Raw genomic sequence first — 20,071 nt, forward strand, 5'->3', positions numbered from 1 at the left:
GTTCATGAAATTCAAAATAATTAAAACTATCGTGGGTATTACCTTAGGGTTCACCGCTTTAACTTGCCATGTTCAAGCTGAAAATGTTTCGATTGCTACCGGTGGTACTGGCGGGGTTTACTATCCGATGGGTGGCGGTCTAGCAGCTGTCCTCTCGAAGTATTTGCCAACGATGCAAGCTACCGCCGAAGTAACTGGCGGTACCGTAGATAATATTAATTTAGTTGGCTCAGGTAAGCCGTATATTGGTTTTGGAATGACCGATGCTGCTCAAGATGCTTTTGCTGGTCAAGGAAAATTCGTTAATAAGAAACAAAATATTCGTGCCTTATTAGTGCTGTACCCAAATCGGATGCATTTAGTGAGTGTGGAAAGTACGGGTGTGAAATCTGTCGCGGATCTCAAAGGGAAGCATGTCAGTACAGGTAGCCCAGGTAGTGCAACAGAAGTAATGGCTTTCAGATTACTAGAAGCAGCGGGCTTAGATAAAGATAAAGACATTAAAAGAGAGCGCTTGGGTGCTGCTGAGTCGGTGAACGCCATCAAAGACCGCAAGATTGATGCCTTTTTCTGGGTCGGTGGTTTACCAACGGCAGCAGTGACTGACCTTGCTAATTCGCCTGGCATGAAAATTGCCATGGTGGATCATGATGACTATGTCGCCAAAATGAATCAGAAGTACGGCAGCATTTATTTCAAAGATGTGATTCCTAAAGCGATGTACTCTGGTATGGCAAAGGATAATCAAATTGCTTCTGTAGCAAATATCTTATTCGTTAATGCCAGTATGTCAGATAAAGATGCTTACACCATTGTAAAAACCATTTTTGATAAATTGCCTGAATTAATTAACGTGCATTCAGAGTACAAAAATATCAAACTTGAGGCTCAAAAATCGAATGCAGCAGTTGTCCCATTTCACCCTGGGGCCTTGCAGTACTTTAAAGAAAAAGGGGTTAAAGTCGATTAACGCATCTGTATTTGCTGGATGATCCCCACTAAATTAGCACCCATATCAATAAAACTATGACGACACAGACGACTGCATCAACGGAGATTGATGATTTAACGCAAGCACAACTTGATTCTTTTATTAAACAAGAAGAGGGAGATGCAAACGATTACAGGGGGTGGATTGGTGTCGTCATTACGCTCGTTGCGGTGGGGATGTCTTTATTTCATTTATATGCTGCTTACTCGATCGTGCCGACACAAGTTCTGCGTACTGTGCACGTCGGTATCGTCCTGTTTTTAGTTTATTTAAGTTTCCCAATTGCCGCACGATTTAAAAATCGATTAATGTGGTGGGATATTTTGATGGCTTTTGCATCACTTGGGGTGGTCTACTATATTTTGTCAGGTGGGGATGATTTTATGGACCGCAATACTAGTCCAGATCCCTTCGATTTGTATGTTGGTTTAGGTTTTATTTTTCTCATTTTAGAAGCGTTGAGACGTACCAACGGTTTGATTTTATTAGCGGTGACCTTGAGCTTCTTAGCCTATGCATTACTTGGTAACTATTTGCCAGCACCCTGGACACATAAGGGCTACGATGTGTCTCGCTTAGTGGGTTATATGTATATGACCTTGGAGGGCATTTTTAGTACGGCGATTGATGTTTCTTCAACCCTGATCATTCTGTTTACCATTTTTGGCGCCTTCTTACAATTCACGGGAGCTGGTAAGTTCTTTATTGATTTCTCTTTTGCTGCTATGGGTGGTAAAAGTTCAGGAGTAGGACGCACGATTGTGATGTCCTCTTTTTTACTGGGCGGTCCTTCAGGATCTGGGGTTGCGACGACCGTGACAGTGGGTTCCGTTGCCGCTAGTATGTTGAATAAAATTGGTTACGATAAAAATGCGGCGGGCGGACTTTTAGCTGCTGGTGGTTTAGGGGCTATTATTTCGCCACCTGTTCTGGGTGCGGCAGCCTTCTTAATTGCTGATTTTCTTAAAATATCTTATTTAGATGTTTTGCTCATGGCGACGATCCCGACAATCTTGTTTTATCTGGGTTTGTTTGTCATGGTAGAAATTGATGTACGTAAATATTCCCTCCATTTACAAAAAATTGATGCCGTCGATACGGCCTGGAATTTGACCAAAAAATATTGGTACCACTTCTTTTCGTTGATCTCTATTGTGGTCTTTATGTTGGTTGGATTCTCACCCGTAATGGCAGTCTTTTGGGCGACGGTTACTTCAGCGATTTCAAGTATGATTCGCGCTGATACTGCAATCTTGTCATGGGCTTTCATGAAAGGTAAAGAACCCTTTTGGAAGGGTCTGTATCAATCGAACCTCGTGAAAGCTTTAGCGAGTGGCTCAACTGGGGTACTTGCGATTGCTGTGACTTGTGCGGGAGCTGGCCTAATCGTCGGTACTGTCACTTTGACGGGCTTAGGGTTGAAGTTTAGTAGTATTGTGATCCAATATTCAGGCGGCTCTTTATTATTGACCACTATTTTCACTGCGCTGATTGTTTGGATTGTCGGCCTAGCCGTGCCAGTGACCGCTTCCTACATTATCTGTGCGGTGATTGCCGCTCCAGCCCTCATTAATTTAGGCGTGCCAGCTTTTGCTGCACATATGTTTATATTCTATTACGCAGTACTTTCCGAGGTTTCCCCACCAACTGCTTTATCGCCATTTGCTGCCGCTGCCATTTGTAAAGGTGACCCCTACAAGACGACTTTACAAACCTGGAAATATGTTGCCCCAGCAATCTTGGTACCGTTTATGTTTGTGTTGGATAAATCTGGTGTCAGTTTATTGTTGATGGGTTCAACCACCGCGCTTGCAAGTGCGAACTGGTTCATGATTTTTGAATCTTTTGCGACGGCAGTGATTGGGGTCATTGCACTTGCGGGTGGTTTGCAGGGGTGGTTTATTGTGAAAGATAATTTCGTTGAACGCTGGATGTTGATTTTGTCAGGCGTTGCTTTAGCCTACCCATCCTTCGAAGCTGACATCGTTGGTATCGTTGGTTTTATTGTGGTAATTGTTCTGCAGGTTCTAAGAAAAAATCGTCAATCGCCACAGCCATCGTAGTGAAAATGAAGTGTTAGATGAATTGCACCTGCTTCTTGGGTGAGTTAGAGCTGTTTGGAATAAAATCATCTTTAGAAAAATTACTTCATTACTTTCGGAAAGAATCAGATGTCTAATGCATTATCTAAACCAGTCATTGTCTGTGGTGGAGGTATTGGTGGTCTTGCCGCAGCACTTGCCCTGACAAAACAAGGCTTTAAAGTGTTAGTTTTAGAGCAAGCTGCTGAGCTGGGTGAGATTGGTGCTGGAGTCCAGTTCGGGCCGAATGCCTTTGCTGCCTTAGATGCACTTGGGGTTGGTGAGCGTGGACGAGCTCGCGCTGTTTATACCGATAACATGGCGATGTATGATGCCGTCGATGAATCATTAGTTGGGGAAATTCAAACTGGTAAAGAATTTATTGAATTTTTTGGCAATCCCTATGCAGTTTGTCATCGTGCTGATGTGCACTTGTCATTGTATGAAGGTGCGTTAGAGACCGATCGGATACAAGTGAAGACAGCTACGACGGTTGAGCGCGTTGAGCAACATGCACAGGGCGTAACGGTCATTGATGCGCAAGGTCATCGTTATGAGGGTTTAGCCGTGATTGGTGCTGACGGCGTGAAATCCGTGATTCGAGAGCAATATGTGGGAGATCAGCCGAGAGCTTCTGGTCACGTGGTATATCGCGCGGTCGTGGATAAAAAAGATTTTCCAGTCGATTTGCAATGGAATTCGGCCAGTATTTGGGTCGGGCCCAATTGCCATCTCGTGCATTATCCGCTGCGTGGCGGAGAGCAATATAACGTCGTAGTTACTTTCCATAGTCGTCAAAAAGAAGAGTGGAGTGTAACGACGGGTAGTTATGCTGAAGTTGAAACCTACTTTCAAGGAATTAGCCCTAAAGCGAGACAGTTGATTCAATTACCAAAGTCTTGGAAGCGCTGGGCCACGGCCGATCGCGATCCGATTGCCCAGTGGACCTTTGGTAATGTCACCCTTCTCGGCGACGCAGCGCATGCCACCCTCCAATACCTTGCTCAAGGCGCCTGTATGGCGATTGAAGATGCTGTAACGCTTGGCGAAGCCTTAAAAGTCTGCGATACCATCCATGATTTAGATTTTGCTAAAGCATTTGATTTATATCAGCGTTCCCGCATCACTCGAACCGCTAGAATTGTTCTGGGGTCTAGGGAGATGGGGCGTATTTATCATGCTAGTGGGGTGGAGAGATTAGTACGGAACTCATTGTGGGCAGGGCGCACGCAACAAGAGTTTTATCAAGCCTGTCAGTGGTTATATGGCTGGAAAGTGGATAATTGTTTAGTTAAAAGTTAACTCATTTGGGAGAATAGTTTGAGAGACTTAGGAAAGTTAGAAGATTTACCTCAAGAATATCGTGATGCGTTAACCGAGCAAAATTTGGTACCACTCTGGCCAAGTCTGCGAGGGGTCATGCCTCCTCACAAGCCACAACCAAGAACCCAGGCGACAGTATGGCGTTATGCCAATATCAAACCATTACTGATTGAGGCTGGCGAGTTAACGCCGATTGAAAAAGCCGAAAGAAGAGTCTTAGTGTTAGCAAATCCGGGGCATACTCTGGAAAAAATGCAGGCAAGCTCAGCGATTTATTTAGGGATGCAGTTGTTGCTACCTGGTGAATGGGCGCCGGCTCACCGACATACTCCAAATGCGATTCGAATGATCGTAGAGGGGGAGGGAGCATACACAACTGTTGAGGGAGAAAAGTGCCCGATGAGTCGTGGAGATCTGATCCTTACACCCACTGGTATGTGGCATGAACATGGCCATGACGGTACGGAGCCTGTGATTTGGTTAGATGTATTGGATCTACCGATTGTGTATTACATTGAAGCTTCTTACCATGAAGAAAGTGGTAAACAAGAACAGATTAAGAAATCTGACGAATCTAAATATCGTTTCGGTGGCGTGGTACCTACGCCGATGTTTGAACGTTCAGAGAAGCGTTACTCCATGTACCGATATCCATGGTGCGACGTTCGCCAAACCTTGGTGACCATGGGACAAGACTTCCCGGAGACAGATTTAATACAGGTAACTTACATTAATCCAGAGACAGGATTAGATGCTGAAAATATCTTAGGTTTTTACGCAATGATGATTCGCCCTGGTCAAAAGGTTTCATTACCGGTAAGGTCTCCGGCGATGGTCTTTCATATGATTGAAGGTGAATCGGTCGTCGCGATTGCCCAACAAACCTATCAAATGGGTCAAGCTGACACATGTTGTGCCCCAGGTTATACGCCGATTCAAATTGAAAACCCATCGAGTTCACAACCTTGTTTTATTTTTATTACGGATGAAACCCCCCTTCATAAAAAACTTGGGGTGTTTGAAAATCGTACCAAACAAGCCCGATAACATTTGAAAGTCGAATATGCAACTATATAGTTTTTTTAGAAGTGGTACTTCCCATCGATTACGCATTGCCTTGAATTTAAAAGGTTTAGAAACTGAGTACTTACCGGTAGATTTACGCAAAGAGGCACACTTTAGTGAAGCATTTCGGCAAATCAATCCGCAGGGCTTTGTACCGGCCTTAATTGTCGGTGATGAAGTCTTGACACAAACTCCAGCAATTATTGAGTGGTTAGAAGAAACGTATCCAAACCCTGCATTACTACCAAGCGATAGTAAGCAAAGAATCTATGTGCGTACTTTGTCGGCTATTGTGGCTTGCGATATGCACCCCTTAAACAACCGTAGGGTCCTCGAGAGACTGCGTAAGGTCTTAGGTCAAAATGAAGCAGCGATTAATGAATGGTGTCAAACTTGGATTATTGATGGTTTCAATGCCTTTGAAGCCCAGCTCAGTAGGCACGGATACTATGGAAAATTCTGTTGTGGCGATACTCCAAGCTTAGCAGACGTGTATTTGATTCCACAAGTTGAAAGTGCCTTACGCTTTAATGTGGACATCACTGCTTGGCCAATCATTGCAAATATCAATCAACACTGTTTAAGTATGCCAGAGTTCCAACGGGCTCAACCTAGTGTCCAGCCAGATGCCTAGTGGTTTGATACGCCAGTAGGATCAAGCATACGACGGAGCTCTAAACAGAAATAGGCGTGCGCAGTTTTGAGACGAGCTTCGTTAATTACCCATTGGTAATGAAGAGAATAATTTTGTTTTGAATTGGCTGACTTACTGAGGATGGTGTTACAGAGGACTTACTTACTGAGTAATAATTGAAGCAACAATTATTGGGTATTGACGAGAAAAACTTTACAGACTGGGCTTATAAGATTTGTTATTGCTAGTCTTGTGGTGTTTTTTCTAAATTGAATTAGTTAAACGCGAAGTTATCTTCTAGGATATTGCCGATGACAACCTTTGGATTTGGACTACCTAGCAAAGTTTTCTTAATTAAATCGCCACGCTTAAGAACGTTACCATTGCTATTGCTATTACTCTTCGCAATAAAAATGTGCGTTTTGTTTTTACCGACGACGACTTGTAAGAATTTATCTCTACTAGCAATAGAAACACCATCGCAGTACAACTTCACTTTGTCTTCATCCCATGATCCAGAAGAATAGAGACTTTCTTTGAAATGCGATTTGATCCACTCAAGATAGCTGTCTACCGAATTGCGTAACTCTAAATCTTGTCGCTGCTCGTTTATTTTTTGCATATAAGTTTTATTTGTTAGCATGAAATACCCCCCTTGATACTGCTTACGAACTACATCAAACCCTGTGTTTGATAAAAAAATACTACTAGTAGATAGTATATATTTTTTTAGAATATTTTGTAAGTTATTAATCAAAAAACTACTGTTTTTTGATTAATAAGGGGACCCTTTTAATTCGTCTTTGAAACCTAAGTAAGTCTTTGAAAATAAAGTAAAAAAATGTAGCTTTAAACTTTGATTATTATAATATATTAATCGATAAATAATAACCTTTATATATTTTAAAACTAATTCAAGAAAAATGCATCTATTAATCTGTTAAATCGGTTAAATGAATCACGTTATTTTGTTAAATCGATTCACCATATGAAATTATTATGGATCAATCAATGCAACGTGATTTTTTAAAATCTCATCCATCATCACTGGATTCATTATTGGGCTGTCCATCCGCCATCAATCGGAATCATCGAGCCAGTGATGGAGGACGCAATATCGGAAGCTAAAAACCCTGCTAATGCGGCAACTTCTTCAATCGTCACGAATTTTTTAGTGGGTTGTGCATGTAACATCACATCATTAATCACTTGCTCTTCAGTAATACCTCTGGTTTTTGCTGTCTCTGGGATTTGTTTTTGGACAAGTGGGGTCCAAACGTAACCAGGACAAATTGCATTCATGGTAATGCCAAAGGTTGCCGTTTCAAGAGCTACAGTTTTTGTGAGCCCTGCGATACCGTGTTTCGCGGTTACATACGCTGACTTGTAGGGAGAAGCCACCAAGGCATGAGCTGATGCAATATTAATGATTCGCCCCCATTTTTTTTCTTTCATTTTTGGCAATGCGCAGCGAATGGTATGAAAACTTGCCGAAAGATTAATGGCTAAGATAGCATCCCATTTGTCTACTGGAAAGTCTTCAACGGGTGCAACTTGTTGGATGCCGGCATTGTTCACCAAAATATCAATAGAGCCAAATTCAGCTTCAATCGACGCAATCATCTGTTCAATTTCTGAAACTTTTGCAGCATCTGCACCGTAGTAACGCACCTTGACACCATATTGCTCTGAAATACTACTGCGTAATGTCTCGATGGCGTTTGCATCACCAAAACCATTCAAAATCACGTTATGACCTAGGCTAGCAAAATGTTTTGCAATTCCTTCACCAATACCACTCGTTGAACCAGTAACTAAAACAGTTTTAGCATTCGACATAAATCTTCCTTTTTTTGAATGACGCAAAATGGTGAAAAATTGAGAGGAGAAGCAGACAAAATATACCGCTCCCCTATTATTTGATGATATCAAAATCCATGCAAAGTAGCCTTTTATGATGTGCCATAAAAATGCATTTTATTAAATTTCACTAAAGTGTAATAAATAATTGGGAAACTTAAGAAGATTTGAACTAATTTGAGGAATGCTATGCCGAATTCTGATATATCGAAGCGAATGCATGAAGAAATGCTGGACAGTCTTGACGAAGAGCTTGAGATGGAGTTGGATGATGCACGTCTTGGCGATCCTGATTCAGTTGAATCCCGTGAAAAAAGACTAACCTACTTTAGAGAGTTGTTGCGCTTACAAGGCGAGTTAGTGAAGTTGCAAGATTGGGTAGTGCATAAAAAGTTGAAAGTTGTCGTTCTATTTGAGGGACGCGATTCAGCCGGTAAGGGTGGGGCGATCAAACGGATTACCCAGCGCTTGAATCCACGCGTATGTAGAGTGGCAGCGCTGCCAGCTCCTAACGAACGCGAACGGACCCAATGGTATTTTCAGCGTTATGTGTCCCATTTACCGGCTGGCGGTGAAATTGTCTTGTTTGACCGAAGTTGGTATAACCGTGCTGGCGTTGAAAAGGTCATGGGCTTTTGCACGGATGAACAATCCGAACAGTTTTATAACGACGTGCCTGAGTTTGAAAATATGTTACTTCGATCTGGCATTATTCTGATCAAATATTGGTTTTCAATTTCCGATGATGAGCAGCACCTGCGTTTTATGATGAGAATTAACGATCCATTAAAACAATGGAAGCTTTCGCCGATGGATCTGGAATCTCGAGCACGTTGGGAGATGTATACAAAAGCAAAAGAAACGATGTTGGAAAAAACTCATACACCATCCTCGCCCTGGTGGCTAGTCGCCGCCAATGATAAAAAACGAGCCAGAATTAACTGTATTAGCCACCTTTTATCCCAAATTCCATATGAGGAAGTGGAACATCTACATATTGAATTACCAGAACGGGTGCATAACCCCGATTACATTCGTGGGCCAATCCCTATGGAGATGTATGTGCCAGATCGTTTTCAAGATTAGGTGCAGCAAAACCAGATAAAAACCGCTTTAAACAGGCGGTTTTTTTCATTTAAACAACTATTTTGGAGTAAAGTAGAACAATTATTAAAATAGACAAAATATATTTAAATATAAAGGGGGATATGACATGAATAAGCCTTTAACCATGGCGCAAACAAAGAGACCTGGCGTCTTAGCTGTTCACTCGCTAGATGAATTTGTCATTGCCGTGCCTGATTTAGAAGTTGCTGCAGAATTTTATTCGTTGTTTGGCTTGCGGGTAGAGCGTGAAGGCAATGCTCTCGGACTTTATACCTTCGATACAACGCACCGTTATGGCCGAGTCATTTTGGGCGCGAAGAAACGTCTTCAGTGGTTAACGATGGGTGTGTATGCGGAAGATTTTGATGCGTTCAAAGAGCATTTCAAGTCCTTAGGTATTCAAACTGTCGAATCATTGGATCCAACGAGTTCTGATGGGATTTGGATTAAAACTCCAGATGGCTTTCCTGTGCAAATTAAGGCTTGTCAAAAATCATCTCCCTCCATGCCACCGATGAGAACTTTTGCTCCAGAGTCAAATGGTGCTGGTAGATCCCCGAATAAATCCAAGGTAAAAAAAGTTCATCCGCAGTATTTATCCCATGTATTGTTGTTTACCAAATCAGTGACTGCGTCATTGGCCTTTTACGAAAATGTACTCGGCTTAAGACTCTCCGATTCTGCTGGCGATGACTTAATTGCTTTTGTACATTCACCACACGGCAGTGACCATCACTTACTCGCTTTTCTAAAGTCCGACGATTATGGCTTTCATCATGCGAGTTGGGCCGTTGAGTCGATTGATGCTGTTGGCCTAGGGTCCATGCAGATGGCAGCGGCGGGCTTTAAAGAAGGCTGGGGTGTGGGGCGTCATGTGTTGGGATCGAATTACTTCCGTTATATTCAAGATCCATGGGGCGGTTTTTGTGAATATAGTTTTGATATCGATTTTGTGCCCCATACGATTGATTGGCCTGCCGCGAACCATCCACCAGATGACTCTTTATACGCCTGGGGTCCGGATGTGAAGCCTGACTTTGGTTTGAATTATGAAGCAAGCGGCAAAGAGTTTGTTTCTAACCGGGCCTAATTTTAAAAACAAGTAGAGAAGTGATCAAACTCTTATCAGGATGATTGCTGCAAAGAACACATAACATAAGTTAAAAAACCTTTTTAGGAGATAGTAATGATTTTTGTATTTCATTTGATTGACAAGCCAAATGCTAGCGCTATGCGTCTAGAGTTACGTCCTATTCACAAAGAGTATCTCGCTAAAATGGCGGACCGCGTTGCTTTCGCGGGCCCTTTAAAGTCTGATGATGACCAAGAAATGGTTGGCAGCATGCTAGCGATTGACTTCCCGGATCGTGCATCTGCCAATGAGTGGATTCGTAATGAGCCATTTACGAAAGCGGGTGTCTATGCCACCGTGAGCGTATATCCATTTGAGAATTTATGGCCCCAAAAAGTTGGATTTCCACCAAGCCTATAAAAGGAAATAACAAGATGCTCAACCCTTTTGAACAGTGTCGTGAGTTAAGTTGTTCTTGTAACGGTATTCAGTTGCATGATGGTCAAGAAAGCAAGCCAACTAGAAGAAGTTTTATGAAGCAATTGGGGGGTATCAGTGCCGGCGCTGCAATTGGTGGTGCGAGTGCTCTGAATTTTGGTTCCGCATTGGCGGCTGATACTCAAGTAATTGATACGCATCATCATTTTTATTCGCCCTCCTATCAAAAAGCTTGGTTGGATTGGGATGATCAAAATAATATCCCGCATTTCCCAACCCAAGTAGCATGGACGCAAGATAAAGCGGTGGAAGCGATGGATGCTGGTGGCGTGAAAAAATCAATTTTATCCTTAGCTTCGACTCCTGGAGTTTGGTTTAACTTTGATTTGCCCCGGATTATCGATATTGTTCGCGAAGTCAATGAGTATGGTGCTGGGATGGTTAAAAAATATCCTGGAAGATTTGGGCTATTTGCGGCGATTCCAATGGTTGATGTGGAAAGCTCTTTGCGTGAAATCAAGTATGCATTTGATGTGCTCAAAGCCGATGGGGTTGGTATTCAAACGAATTACGGCGATAAATGGCCTGGTCATCCCTCTTTTGCACCCATTTTTGAGGAGTTAAATCGTCGTAAAGCGGTCGTTTATTTCCATCCTTTAACCGCAACCTGTTGTGGCAGATTGAATACCGGTACTTACGGTTCCGTGATTGAGGTACCACATGACACCACCAGAGCAGTAGTGAATTTACTTTTAACTGGCTCATTGCTCAAATTTAGAGATATTAAGTGGTTGTTTTCGCATGCTGGCGGTACGATTCCAATGCTCGCTGGTCGGATTAACTACTTCCATGGGAATAAAGAATCTACGGCAAAATTTGCTCCAGATGGGATTGAGGCAGAGTTGAAGCGACTGTATTATGACACGGCGAATGCGACGCATCCTGCCAGTATGGCAGCACTCTTGAAGTTGATTCCACCAACCCAAATTACCTATGGTAGTGACTATCCTTATGTACCAATTGCTACCCAAGTTGAAGCATTAAATCAGCAAGGGTTTAGTAAAGAGTTACTTGAACAGATAAAATATCGGAATGCTCAGGCTTTATTAACTAAAAGCTAAATTGAAAATGAGTTAAGGATTCGCTTTTTATAGTTTTAGATTTTTCATTTTTTATAAGGAATTACAATGAGATTTGTACGTTTTAAGACCCCAGACGGTCATCCTGCACTTGGCGCTAGAGTTGGTGATGAAGTTGTTAACTTAACCGAACTCGGTTTACCTGGAACGCTTGACGAGTTATTACGTCACGGTGCTGCAGGGATGGCTTCTGCAAAAGCTGCATTAGAAAAAGCAACTACACGTCTGCCTTTATCTAGCGTACAGTTAATGGCTCCGCTACACCATCCTCATAAAGCATTTGCAATCGGTTTAAATTATATTGACCATGCACATGAAGGTAATTTCACACCCCCAACCCAACCTGTTTTATTTCATCGCTATCCAACTTCATGGGTTCCTCATGGCGTTGCCATTGAGCGTCCAAAGGCTTCGGTTGAGTTTGACTATGAAGGCGAAATTGTTGCCATCATTGGTAAGGGTGGTAAATACATCTCTAAAGAAAACGCACTTGATCACGTAGCTGGATACAGTCTGTTTAATGACGGATCCATTCGTGATTTCCAATTCCGCTCAAGTCAGTGGATGTGGGGAAAGAACTTTGATCGTAGTGGTGGTTTTGGACCAGAATTTATTACAGCTGATGAATTACCTCCAGGTGTGGTTGGTCTAGATATCGTGACCCGTTTGAATGGTCAAGTCATGCAAAAAGCCAATACTCGCGATATGATTTTTGATGTGGCTACTTTAGTAGCTGCTTGCTCTGAAGGCATGGAATTGCATCCTGGCGATATGATTATTACAGGCACACCTGCAGGTGTTGGCTTCGCAAGAAAGCCACCTGTATTTATGAAAGCTGGTGATGTTTGTGAAGTGGAAGTTGAAGGCATGGGCATTTTAAGTAACCCAGTCATCGACGAAGCATAAGAATTATTTTATTTTTGACAAGTAGACTCTTTAGTTTCTAAAGAGTCTTTTTTTAAGAGAGCAACATGAGAATTTTTACATTTGAAAAAGCTGGAAAGTCCACCATTGGATTGTTAAAGAATGAGCAAGAATATATTGATTTAGAGTTAGCTGGCTATGCCCATGCAAACGATATGGTTGAGTTACTCTCCCAAGCAGACTGGGAAACTTCGTTAGCAGAAATTCAGAAGAATGCTCCAGCAGCTTCTATTAAGCCGCTTGCTGGCACAAAATATGATATTTTGGTGGCGAACCCAAGCAAGATTATTTGCGTTGGTCTCAATTATGCGGACCACGCTAAAGAAGGTGGTCATGCGATCCCTGATCACCCGAGTTTTTTCATTCGCGTGAACTCTTCACAAGTTGCTCACAACCAACCAATGTTAGTACCAAAGCAATCTTCAGAGCGCTTTGATTATGAAGCAGAGTTGGCTGTAGTGATTGGTAAAACAGCGCGTCACCTAACGGCTGAAAATGCCTTGGATTGTGTGGCTGGTTATTCTTGCTATAACGATGGCTCTGTAAGAGACTTCCAGCGCAAGGGTACGCAATGGACTTTGGGTAAAAACTTTGACAAGACGGGTAGCTTTGGTCCATGGTTAGTGACTAAAGATGAGTTGCCAGCGGGTGGTGATGGTTTGAAAATTCAAGCGCGTTTGAATGGTCAAGTATTACAAGATGGTAATACTTCTAACTTTTTATTCTCAGTTTCTCAAGTACTCGTGATTTTGACTGAAGTGATGACTTTAGAACCTGGTGATGTCATCATCACTGGTACACCTGCAGGTGTTGGATATGCTAGAAAACCTCCTATTTTCATGAAAGAAGGGGATGTTTGTGAGATTGAGATTGAAAAAATTGGTATTCTCAGCAACCCGATTGCAAACGCTTAAGAACGATTTCTTATAACCTATCTTGTACCTTACTGATGGATTGTGAATCAAACAATGACTGAAACCCAAAAACAACCAGCGCCGATTCAATTGTATTCATGGGCAACCCCGAATGGCCATAAAATCCACATCATGTTGGAAGAGTGTGGGCTGCAACTTGGCCGCGACTGGGATGTCCATGCGATTGATATTGGTAAAGGGGATCAATTTAAGCCTGAATTTTTAAAGATCAGCCCTAACAATAAGATTCCAGCCATGGTTGATTTTGCAGGACCGAATAATCAACCGATTAGTCTTTTTGAATCGGGCGCTATTTTGATGTATTTGGCTGCGAAAACAGGGAAATTCATGCCAAAGAATGATCATGATCGTTTCAAAGTACTCGAATGGTTAATGTTCCAAATGGGTGGTGTTGGTCCGATGTTGGGCCAAACCCACCATTTCAGAATGTATGCGCCAGAGAAAATTGAATATGCAATCAATCGTTACTCGAATGAGACTAAGCGGATTTATGGCGTGATTGAAAAACAATTGTCACAACATCCATTCATCGCTGGGAGCGAATACTCGATCGCTGATATTGCCATTTTCCCATGGTTACGTTCATGGAAAAATCAAGGCGTAGAAATTACGGACTATCCTCATTTATATAAATGGTTTACCCAAATTAGTGAGCGACCAGCTGTGATGCGCGGTGTGGAAGTCTTGCAAAGTTTAAGAGCGCCAACCCATGATGCTCAGTCAAAAGAAAATTTATTTGGTGCTACGCAATATAAAAAACACCAATAATAGTTGTTTGTCGCTTATCTTCCAACCTGCACAGATTCGATATCCTTGCAGGTTTTTTCTTGAAAAGATCTGCCAATGAGTCGCTTTGATCAAATTATTTCGCGCTATCAAACTAACTCCGTAAGGTGGGATAAATTCGCCAAAGAGGTGATTCCACTCTGGGTCGCCGACATGGATTTTTCGGTACCAGAGTGCGTCACTGCGGCACTAGAAAAACGTATCAAGCATCCTATTTATGGCTATACCTATGCCTCAGAGGAATTGAAAGAAGCAATTCAAGATTATTTGTTCAAGCGCTATCAGTATGTGATTCAAAAAGACTGGTTAGTCTTTCTGCCAAGTGTGGTGAGTGGACTGCACATGACCGCTAGAAATTTACTCAAAGAGGGTGAGCATGCCCTCATCCCCAGACCTGCATACCATCACTTTAAAATGGCGTTAGAGGGGGCGAAGCATTCTTATAGTAGTTACACATATGTCTTGCAAAATAATCGTTGGCTGATAGACCTTGATGGATTAAAGAACCTCATTCAGCCAAATACTCGCTTACTCATGTTGTGTAACCCGCATAATCCAGGCGGCACCGTTTTGAGTGCCGAAGAGATTGCTCAGATCAATGAGATTGCACGAGAACATCAACTTATGATTTGTGCCGATGAAATCCATGCGGATTTGATACTGGATGCCAATAAGATACATGTGCCAATTGGCAAAGGTCTGGATCCTGAGGAAGCAACGAATGGACTCACGATGAGTTTAATGTCACTCAATAAAACCTTTAACTTTCCAGGTATTGGTCTCGGTTGGGCGGTAATACCCAATGCGACTTTACGCAAACAATTTGCCAAAGATTTACATACCTTGATCCCTGGTCCCAATGCCTTCGCTTTTGAAGTAAGTCTTGCCGTCATGCAAGGTGGACAGGTATGGCATGTGGAATTACTAGAATATCTTCGTCAGAATCGAAGTATTGTGCAACAGTGGGTGGATCAACACCCGAACTTGAGAATGGCGGAGCTAGATGCGACTTATTTGGCTTGGATTGATGCGAGTAGAGTTGATTCTAAACAGCTTACAGAAGATTTTTTAAATGCTGGAGTAGCGATCTCACCAGGTCAGCAATTTGGCGCACATGATTTTTTTCGTCTCAATTTTGGCACCAGCCAAGCCGTTTTAAAGCAAGCTTTAGAGAGAATGTCTCAGGCGCTTAAAAAATCCGCACCATAAATTTTTAATAAGGTACCGAGGATGCAAAGTTTACGATCAAGATACTATTATTACCAACTGAAACGCAAACTCGCGCAAATGAAAACGTTGACTTTTGAGCAGCGTAGATTAGCCTATGATCAACTGGCCTTAGAGCGCGGAAATTTCGCTAAAGAAGTGACGATCGAGCGGAAAAGTTTTGGGATCTATGCGGGTGACATGATCCAAGCAAAAGTACATAAAAGCCGTGGGATTATTATTTATCTGCACGGTGGTGTCTATGCATTAGGGTCGGCATTATCGCACCGCGCGGTTGGGACTCATTTAGCAAAAGAGAGTGGGGCTGATGTCTTTATGTTTGATTATCCGCTTGCGCCCGAGCGACCTTACCCAGCCGCTTTATATGACACAGTTGGACTGTATCGCCATTTACAACATGCCTTTATTGATCGACCGATTGCCTTTGCTGGAGACTCTGCTGGGGCGGGGCTAGCCATTGGCGCTGCATTGGTTTTAAGAGACGCGAATGATGTGATGCCAGTGGCCTTGGGCTTATTGTCCCCATGGACAGATTTAACCCATAGCAATCCATCCCATCAAACGAAGCGAGCGGTAGATCCATTTTTTTCTGATCCTCAGCGCTTAGTGAATGCCGCAAAAACCTATGCAGGCGAACACTCCTTATCTGATCCACTGATCTCAGCTCAATTTGCTAATTTAAAAAATTTGCCACCGATGCTGATTCAAGTCGGCGATTATGAGGCTCTTTTAGATGATGCAATTGTTTTACATCGCCTAGCTATTGAGGCAGGTGTGCAAGCACAGATTCAAATCTGGCCAAAAATGTGGCATGTCTGGCAATTGCTAACGGGGATGATGCCCGAGGCAACTACAGCAACTAAAGACTTAGGTCAGTTTTTAAATCAACAGTTTCAGTAAAGTCGTTCTTGCATTTTGATCAGACTAGTCAATACTGTATTGATTGGCGTTGGTAAGTTCAATAAGACGCCTTTTGCTTGGGCTAAGCCATTTAACTCGGCAATTTCAGTGGGTCGTTTTGCCATGACATCTTGAGCCATAGAGGATTTTTGCAAAGGCCATTGGATGGCTACTTGTTGAATCTGATGGGAGATTGCTGCCTCATCTAAAGTAATCTTCTCAGCCTTAGCAAGCGCGAAGCACTCGTTGACGATAGAGTTGATGATTTCTGACAGATGCGCTTGCTGCATTAAATCTTGATAGGCGATTTGTCCAAGTGCAGAAAGCGCATTAAAGGCACAATTGATGATCCATTTACTCCATAGGTCTTGGGTGATATTCGCTGAGATCTTTACCGGAATATTGGCTTTATGAAACATGTCGGCAAGTGCTTGCAACGCATCCTGATGAGCCGCTGTGTCACCTGGTCGACCCAGTACAAGATGCCCCCCACCTTGGTATGAAACTGTATTGTCCGAGGTCATTGCAAGGGCAGCATAAATCATGGCAACATCAACCGGACGACCGAATACTTCCGACAGTCGCTGCGCATTTTGCAAACCATTTTGCATACTAAGTACCATGGTATTGGTGGATAAAAATGGCTTGATCTGGTTGGCGATAGCAGTCGATTGATTTGCTTTCACACAGATCAATAGAGCATTCGCTTCTCGAATGCGTTGAATATCATCAGTAACCTGAATCTTCAGATGTTGGGTATGAGTAGACCATCGAATATTGAGCCCTTCGGTTTGTAATATTTTGGCGCGCTTGGATTTTGCGAAAAATAAGACCTCTTGACCACTGGCAGCGAGTAAACCGCCATAGTAGCAACCGACAGCACCGGCACCAAGAATAGCAATCATGGGTTCTGCCAGCCAAAATTAATTTTCAAGATCTGGTTCATCTAAAAAAATTTCCTGCAAATCATTTAAAAACTGTAAGCCAAGTGTCGTGGCTTTGAGTTGATTGAGATTGCTATCTAATAACTTTTTTTCGATAGCATCATTAATGGCTGACATGATGTGAGTGAGTTCAATACCGGTTCGATCGCTAAAGTAATGGCTTGGCACACCATCAATTAAGCGTAGGGCATTGAGCATAAATTCAAACGGCAGTTCTGAGCCTTGAACAACTCTCTCCTCAATCAAGGCTTTACTTGGTGAGTAAATATCTTTTAAATAAGTTTCGGGATGACGTTCTTTGACGGTGCGTAAAATCTGCTGAGCGGATGAGACTTTCCCGTGAGCTCCAGCACCGATCCCTAAATAATCTCCAAAAGCCCAATAATTCAGATTATGCTGACAACGTGCATTGGGCTTTGCAAAGGCTGAAATTTCATAACGTCCATATCCAGCAATTTGCAAGGCTTCTAATAGTTTGTCTTGCATGTCATAGGCGGTGTCCTCATCTGGAATTGATGGTGGAAATTTGGCAAAATAGGTGTTAGGTTCTATCGTTAAATGGTACAAAGATAAATGTCCAGTATCAAAGCTCAAGGCCTCTTCGAGATCTGCAAGTGCTTCCTCAACGGTTTGATCCGGCAGAGCGTACATTAAATCGATATTGACTTTAGGGAAGTATTGTTTCGCCAGCGTAATGGCTTTTCTGGCCTCATCGGCGCGATGGATACGTCCTAAACGACTTAAGTGTTGATCATTAAAGCTTTGGATCCCCAGTGAGATACGATTCACACCACTTGCAGCATAAGCGGCAAAATTTTCAGATTCAACAGAACCTGGGTTAGCCTCTAAAGTGATCTCAATATCTGCATCCATCGGGATACGTGCCCTGACAGCGGCGAGTAAATAGTCTAAGCCTGCTCCAGAAATCAGGCTAGGGGTTCCTCCACCAATAAAAATGGAACGAATCCGCCGGCCCCATACTAAAGGTAAGGAGTGCTCTAAATCCAAAATTAAGGCATCAATGTATCGCGCCTCTTGACTGGCAAATTGGTCTTGAGCTGGGGCCTGATGCGAATTAAAGTCGCAGTAGGGACATTTTTTCTCGCACCAAGGGAAGTGAATATATAGTGCCAGCGGAGGCAAAGAAGTTAATTGCGTTCCAACTGCGTTGCGCGCATTTTTTTTTAACCAAAGAATCGGTTGTTCAAGGGGTTGACTCATCGAACGGATTGATCCATTAACGCCTGAATCAGTTGCTCAGTGGCTAAAGCACGATGACTCAAAATATTTTTTAACTCCATCGAGATTTCGGCCACGGTTTTTTCGAAAGCCGGCAAATAAAAATGGCAATCATAGCCAAATCCACCATGGCCACGTGCATCATCAATCACTTCACCATGCCATTGTGCCGTGACAATCATCGGCTCTGGATCTTTGGGGTGTTTAATCAAGACGAGTGCGCAGACATATCTCGCATTTCTATTGGCGACACCTTGTAGATTCCTAATTAATTGCTGATTATTTGCTTGGTCGCTAGCTTGCTCTCCCGCATACCTGGCTGAAAAAATGCCAGGCGCATCATTTAAGGCCGACACGCAAATCCCCGAATCATCTGCTAATGCTGGCAACCCACTGGCCAGACTTGCATGTCTGGCCTTTGCTAGAGCGTTTTCGACAAAGGTCAAAAAAGGTTCGTCTGCAGCCGGTATTTGTAAATCTCCCTGAGGAACGACATTGAATCCTAATGGCGCCAATAGACGAGAAAACTCCTCCACTTTGCCTTGGTTATTGCTAGCCAAGACGATCTTTTCAGAGCCAATGAAATCAATAATCGCTTGCTTATTTAATTCTGTTGTCATCATTTAATGTTGGGCAAGCGCTTCCTTTTGGATTTCGACTAAGCTTTTAATACTTTGGGTGCCAAGTTCTAATAATTGCAAAAGTTCTGCTTGCGAGAAGGGATATCCTTCAGCGGTACCTTGAATTTCAACAATTCCACCTTTGCCCGTCATGACGATGTTCATATCGGTATCGCAAGCAGAATCTTCCGAGTAATCGAGATCGGTCACAGGGGTTCCTTGATAAATACCAACGGAGATCGCCGCAATGTGATCCAGGATTGGATCCTGCGTGATGAGACCTTTGGCCAATAATTGATTGACTGCATCCCTAGCTGCCACAAAACCACCAGTAATTGATGCCGTTCTGGTACCACCATCCGCTTGAATAACATCGCAATCAATATGAATGGTTCTCTCTCCAAGCAGTTTTAAGTCAAAAACGCTTCTTAAAGAACGGCCAATCAAACGTTGAATCTCTTGGGTTCGTCCGGATTGTTTACCTCTAGCTGCTTCACGGTCATTTCTAGTATGGGTGGATCTGGGCAACATGCCGTATTCAGCAGTGACCCAACCTTCGCCTTTGCCCTTTTGATGAGGCGGAACTTTTTCTAAAACACTCGCTGTGCAAAGTACTTGGGTATCACCAAAGGCAATTAAGACAGAACCCTCAGCATGTTTCGTAAATCCTCGTTGGATTTGAACCTTACGAAGTTCGTTATTGAGTCTTTTGCTAGGTCGAATGGAGTTTGTCATCATCTTTTTAATAGGAGAGTAAGGGTTGTGGTGCGTCTTGCACTAATTTAA

Annotated in this window: 20 protein-coding genes; 14 read left to right on the forward strand and 6 right to left on the reverse strand. The window is 42.8% G+C overall.

Annotated features, from left to right (window positions below; translation table 11 throughout):
- The first annotated feature begins 4 nt into the window (after positions 1-4).
- The 5 genes from B8983_RS01615 to maiA all read left to right on the forward strand — a co-directional run bounded on the left by B8983_RS01615 (position 5) and on the right by maiA (position 6,094).
- A complete protein-coding gene (locus B8983_RS01615; protein ID WP_084282106.1) occupies positions 5-970 on the forward strand; it encodes a TAXI family TRAP transporter solute-binding subunit in 966 nt (321 codons plus the stop codon).
- A gap of 56 nt (positions 971-1,026) precedes the next feature.
- Entirely contained in the window at positions 1,027-3,054 is a 2,028-nt protein-coding gene (locus tag B8983_RS01620) for a TRAP transporter permease (protein WP_084282107.1), read from the forward strand.
- A gap of 108 nt (positions 3,055-3,162) precedes the next feature.
- On the forward strand, positions 3,163-4,374 hold the full coding sequence (locus B8983_RS01625) for a 3-hydroxybenzoate 6-monooxygenase (RefSeq protein WP_084282108.1): 1,212 nt from the start codon (positions 3,163-3,165) through the stop codon (positions 4,372-4,374).
- Between the two features lie 18 nt (positions 4,375-4,392).
- The gene (locus tag B8983_RS01630; RefSeq protein WP_084282109.1) at positions 4,393-5,442 is read left to right on the forward strand and encodes a cupin domain-containing protein; all 1,050 of its coding nucleotides are present in this window, start codon (positions 4,393-4,395) and stop codon (positions 5,440-5,442) included.
- Positions 5,443-5,458: 16 nt separating this feature from the next.
- Positions 5,459-6,094, forward strand: a complete 636-nt coding sequence (maiA, locus tag B8983_RS01635) for a maleylacetoacetate isomerase (protein ID WP_084282110.1) — start codon at positions 5,459-5,461, stop codon at positions 6,092-6,094.
- 274 nt (positions 6,095-6,368) lie between these two features.
- Here the strand turns inward: maiA and B8983_RS01640 are convergent, their stop codons facing one another.
- Positions 6,369-6,737, reverse strand: a complete 369-nt coding sequence (locus tag B8983_RS01640) for a hypothetical protein (RefSeq protein ID WP_084282111.1) — start codon at positions 6,735-6,737, stop codon at positions 6,369-6,371.
- A 413-nt stretch (positions 6,738-7,150) separates the two neighbouring features.
- Positions 7,151-7,933 carry a 3-hydroxybutyrate dehydrogenase gene (locus B8983_RS01645; protein ID WP_084282112.1) on the reverse strand — a complete coding sequence of 261 codons (783 nt, stop codon included), beginning with the start codon at positions 7,931-7,933 and terminating at the stop codon, positions 7,151-7,153.
- Positions 7,934-8,143: 210 nt separating this feature from the next.
- Between B8983_RS01645 and ppk2 the strand changes: the two genes are divergently transcribed.
- From ppk2 to B8983_RS01690, 9 genes are all read left to right on the forward strand, one after another.
- A complete protein-coding gene (gene ppk2, locus B8983_RS01650; protein WP_084282113.1) occupies positions 8,144-9,040 on the forward strand; it encodes a polyphosphate kinase 2 in 897 nt (298 codons plus the stop codon).
- Between the two features lie 127 nt (positions 9,041-9,167).
- Positions 9,168-10,151 carry a VOC family protein gene (locus B8983_RS01655; RefSeq protein ID WP_234986843.1) on the forward strand — a complete coding sequence of 328 codons (984 nt, stop codon included), beginning with the start codon at positions 9,168-9,170 and terminating at the stop codon, positions 10,149-10,151.
- A gap of 96 nt (positions 10,152-10,247) precedes the next feature.
- Positions 10,248-10,553 (forward strand): YciI family protein, encoded by a 306-nt coding sequence (locus tag B8983_RS01660; protein WP_084282114.1) that lies wholly within the window; start codon positions 10,248-10,250, stop codon positions 10,551-10,553.
- Positions 10,554-10,567: 14 nt separating this feature from the next.
- Positions 10,568-11,692 (forward strand): amidohydrolase family protein, encoded by a 1,125-nt coding sequence (locus B8983_RS01665; protein ID WP_143736059.1) that lies wholly within the window; start codon positions 10,568-10,570, stop codon positions 11,690-11,692.
- Positions 11,693-11,758: 66 nt separating this feature from the next.
- Entirely contained in the window at positions 11,759-12,616 is an 858-nt protein-coding gene (locus tag B8983_RS01670) for a fumarylacetoacetate hydrolase family protein (RefSeq protein ID WP_084282116.1), read from the forward strand.
- Positions 12,617-12,681: 65 nt separating this feature from the next.
- Positions 12,682-13,548: a fumarylacetoacetate hydrolase family protein gene (locus tag B8983_RS01675; RefSeq protein WP_084282117.1), complete on the forward strand. Its 867-nt coding sequence runs from the start codon at positions 12,682-12,684 to the stop codon at positions 13,546-13,548.
- Between the two features lie 54 nt (positions 13,549-13,602).
- Entirely contained in the window at positions 13,603-14,337 is a 735-nt protein-coding gene (locus tag B8983_RS01680) for a glutathione binding-like protein (RefSeq protein ID WP_084282118.1), read from the forward strand.
- A gap of 75 nt (positions 14,338-14,412) precedes the next feature.
- Complete coding sequence (locus tag B8983_RS01685) at positions 14,413-15,564, forward strand: MalY/PatB family protein (protein WP_084282119.1); 1,152 nt, start codon at positions 14,413-14,415, stop codon at positions 15,562-15,564.
- Positions 15,565-15,585: 21 nt separating this feature from the next.
- Positions 15,586-16,482, forward strand: a complete 897-nt coding sequence (locus tag B8983_RS01690) for an alpha/beta hydrolase (RefSeq protein WP_084282120.1) — start codon at positions 15,586-15,588, stop codon at positions 16,480-16,482.
- Here the strand turns inward: B8983_RS01690 and B8983_RS01695 are convergent.
- The 4 genes from B8983_RS01695 to rph are packed head-to-tail and all read right to left on the reverse strand — an operon-like array spanning position 16,476 to position 20,020.
- Positions 16,476-17,387, reverse strand: a complete 912-nt coding sequence (locus B8983_RS01695) for a ketopantoate reductase family protein (RefSeq protein ID WP_084282121.1) — start codon at positions 17,385-17,387, stop codon at positions 16,476-16,478. The two genes, B8983_RS01690 and B8983_RS01695, sit on opposite strands and share 7 nt — an antisense overlap.
- Positions 17,388-17,405: 18 nt before the next feature.
- Positions 17,406-18,647 carry a radical SAM family heme chaperone HemW gene (hemW, locus tag B8983_RS01700; RefSeq protein ID WP_084282122.1) on the reverse strand — a complete coding sequence of 414 codons (1,242 nt, stop codon included), beginning with the start codon at positions 18,645-18,647 and terminating at the stop codon, positions 17,406-17,408.
- Entirely contained in the window at positions 18,644-19,288 is a 645-nt protein-coding gene (gene rdgB / locus B8983_RS01705) for an RdgB/HAM1 family non-canonical purine NTP pyrophosphatase (protein WP_234986844.1), read from the reverse strand. Before rdgB ends, hemW begins: the two co-directional genes overlap by 4 nt.
- On the reverse strand, positions 19,289-20,020 hold the full coding sequence (rph, locus tag B8983_RS01710; protein ID WP_084282123.1) for a ribonuclease PH: 732 nt from the start codon (positions 20,018-20,020) through the stop codon (positions 19,289-19,291). It lies immediately after the preceding gene.
- Positions 20,021-20,071 lie beyond the last annotated feature (51 nt).

It is taken from the genome of Polynucleobacter kasalickyi (genome assembly GCF_900176405.1).
GTDB lineage: Bacteria > Pseudomonadota > Gammaproteobacteria > Burkholderiales > Burkholderiaceae > Polynucleobacter > Polynucleobacter kasalickyi.

What these genes read in the sequence shown, in the direction of transcription:
- B8983_RS01615 (WP_084282106.1), top strand. Translation starts at nt 5, where the DNA reads ATGAAATTCAAAATAATTAAAACTATCGTGGGTATTACCTTAGGGTTC.
- B8983_RS01620 (WP_084282107.1), top strand. Translation starts at nt 1,027, where the DNA reads ATGACGACACAGACGACTGCATCAACGGAGATTGATGATTTAACGCAA.
- B8983_RS01625 (WP_084282108.1), top strand. Translation starts at nt 3,163, where the DNA reads ATGTCTAATGCATTATCTAAACCAGTCATTGTCTGTGGTGGAGGTATT.
- maiA (WP_084282110.1), top strand. Translation starts at nt 5,459, where the DNA reads ATGCAACTATATAGTTTTTTTAGAAGTGGTACTTCCCATCGATTACGC.
- B8983_RS01640 (WP_084282111.1), bottom strand. Translation starts at nt 6,737, where the DNA reads ATGCTAACAAATAAAACTTATATGCAAAAAATAAACGAGCAGCGACAA.
- B8983_RS01645 (WP_084282112.1), bottom strand. Translation starts at nt 7,933, where the DNA reads ATGTCGAATGCTAAAACTGTTTTAGTTACTGGTTCAACGAGTGGTATT.
- ppk2 (WP_084282113.1), top strand. Translation starts at nt 8,144, where the DNA reads ATGCCGAATTCTGATATATCGAAGCGAATGCATGAAGAAATGCTGGAC.
- B8983_RS01655 (WP_234986843.1), top strand. Translation starts at nt 9,168, where the DNA reads ATGAATAAGCCTTTAACCATGGCGCAAACAAAGAGACCTGGCGTCTTA.
- B8983_RS01660 (WP_084282114.1), top strand. Translation starts at nt 10,248, where the DNA reads ATGATTTTTGTATTTCATTTGATTGACAAGCCAAATGCTAGCGCTATG.
- B8983_RS01665 (WP_143736059.1), top strand. Translation starts at nt 10,568, where the DNA reads ATGCTCAACCCTTTTGAACAGTGTCGTGAGTTAAGTTGTTCTTGTAAC.
- B8983_RS01670 (WP_084282116.1), top strand. Translation starts at nt 11,759, where the DNA reads ATGAGATTTGTACGTTTTAAGACCCCAGACGGTCATCCTGCACTTGGC.
- B8983_RS01675 (WP_084282117.1), top strand. Translation starts at nt 12,682, where the DNA reads ATGAGAATTTTTACATTTGAAAAAGCTGGAAAGTCCACCATTGGATTG.
- B8983_RS01680 (WP_084282118.1), top strand. Translation starts at nt 13,603, where the DNA reads ATGACTGAAACCCAAAAACAACCAGCGCCGATTCAATTGTATTCATGG.
- B8983_RS01685 (WP_084282119.1), top strand. Translation starts at nt 14,413, where the DNA reads ATGAGTCGCTTTGATCAAATTATTTCGCGCTATCAAACTAACTCCGTA.
- B8983_RS01690 (WP_084282120.1), top strand. Translation starts at nt 15,586, where the DNA reads ATGCAAAGTTTACGATCAAGATACTATTATTACCAACTGAAACGCAAA.
- B8983_RS01695 (WP_084282121.1), bottom strand. Translation starts at nt 17,387, where the DNA reads ATGATTGCTATTCTTGGTGCCGGTGCTGTCGGTTGCTACTATGGCGGT.
- hemW (WP_084282122.1), bottom strand. Translation starts at nt 18,647, where the DNA reads ATGAGTCAACCCCTTGAACAACCGATTCTTTGGTTAAAAAAAAATGCG.
- rdgB (WP_234986844.1), bottom strand. Translation starts at nt 19,288, where the DNA reads ATGATGACAACAGAATTAAATAAGCAAGCGATTATTGATTTCATTGGC.
- rph (WP_084282123.1), bottom strand. Translation starts at nt 20,020, where the DNA reads ATGACAAACTCCATTCGACCTAGCAAAAGACTCAATAACGAACTTCGT.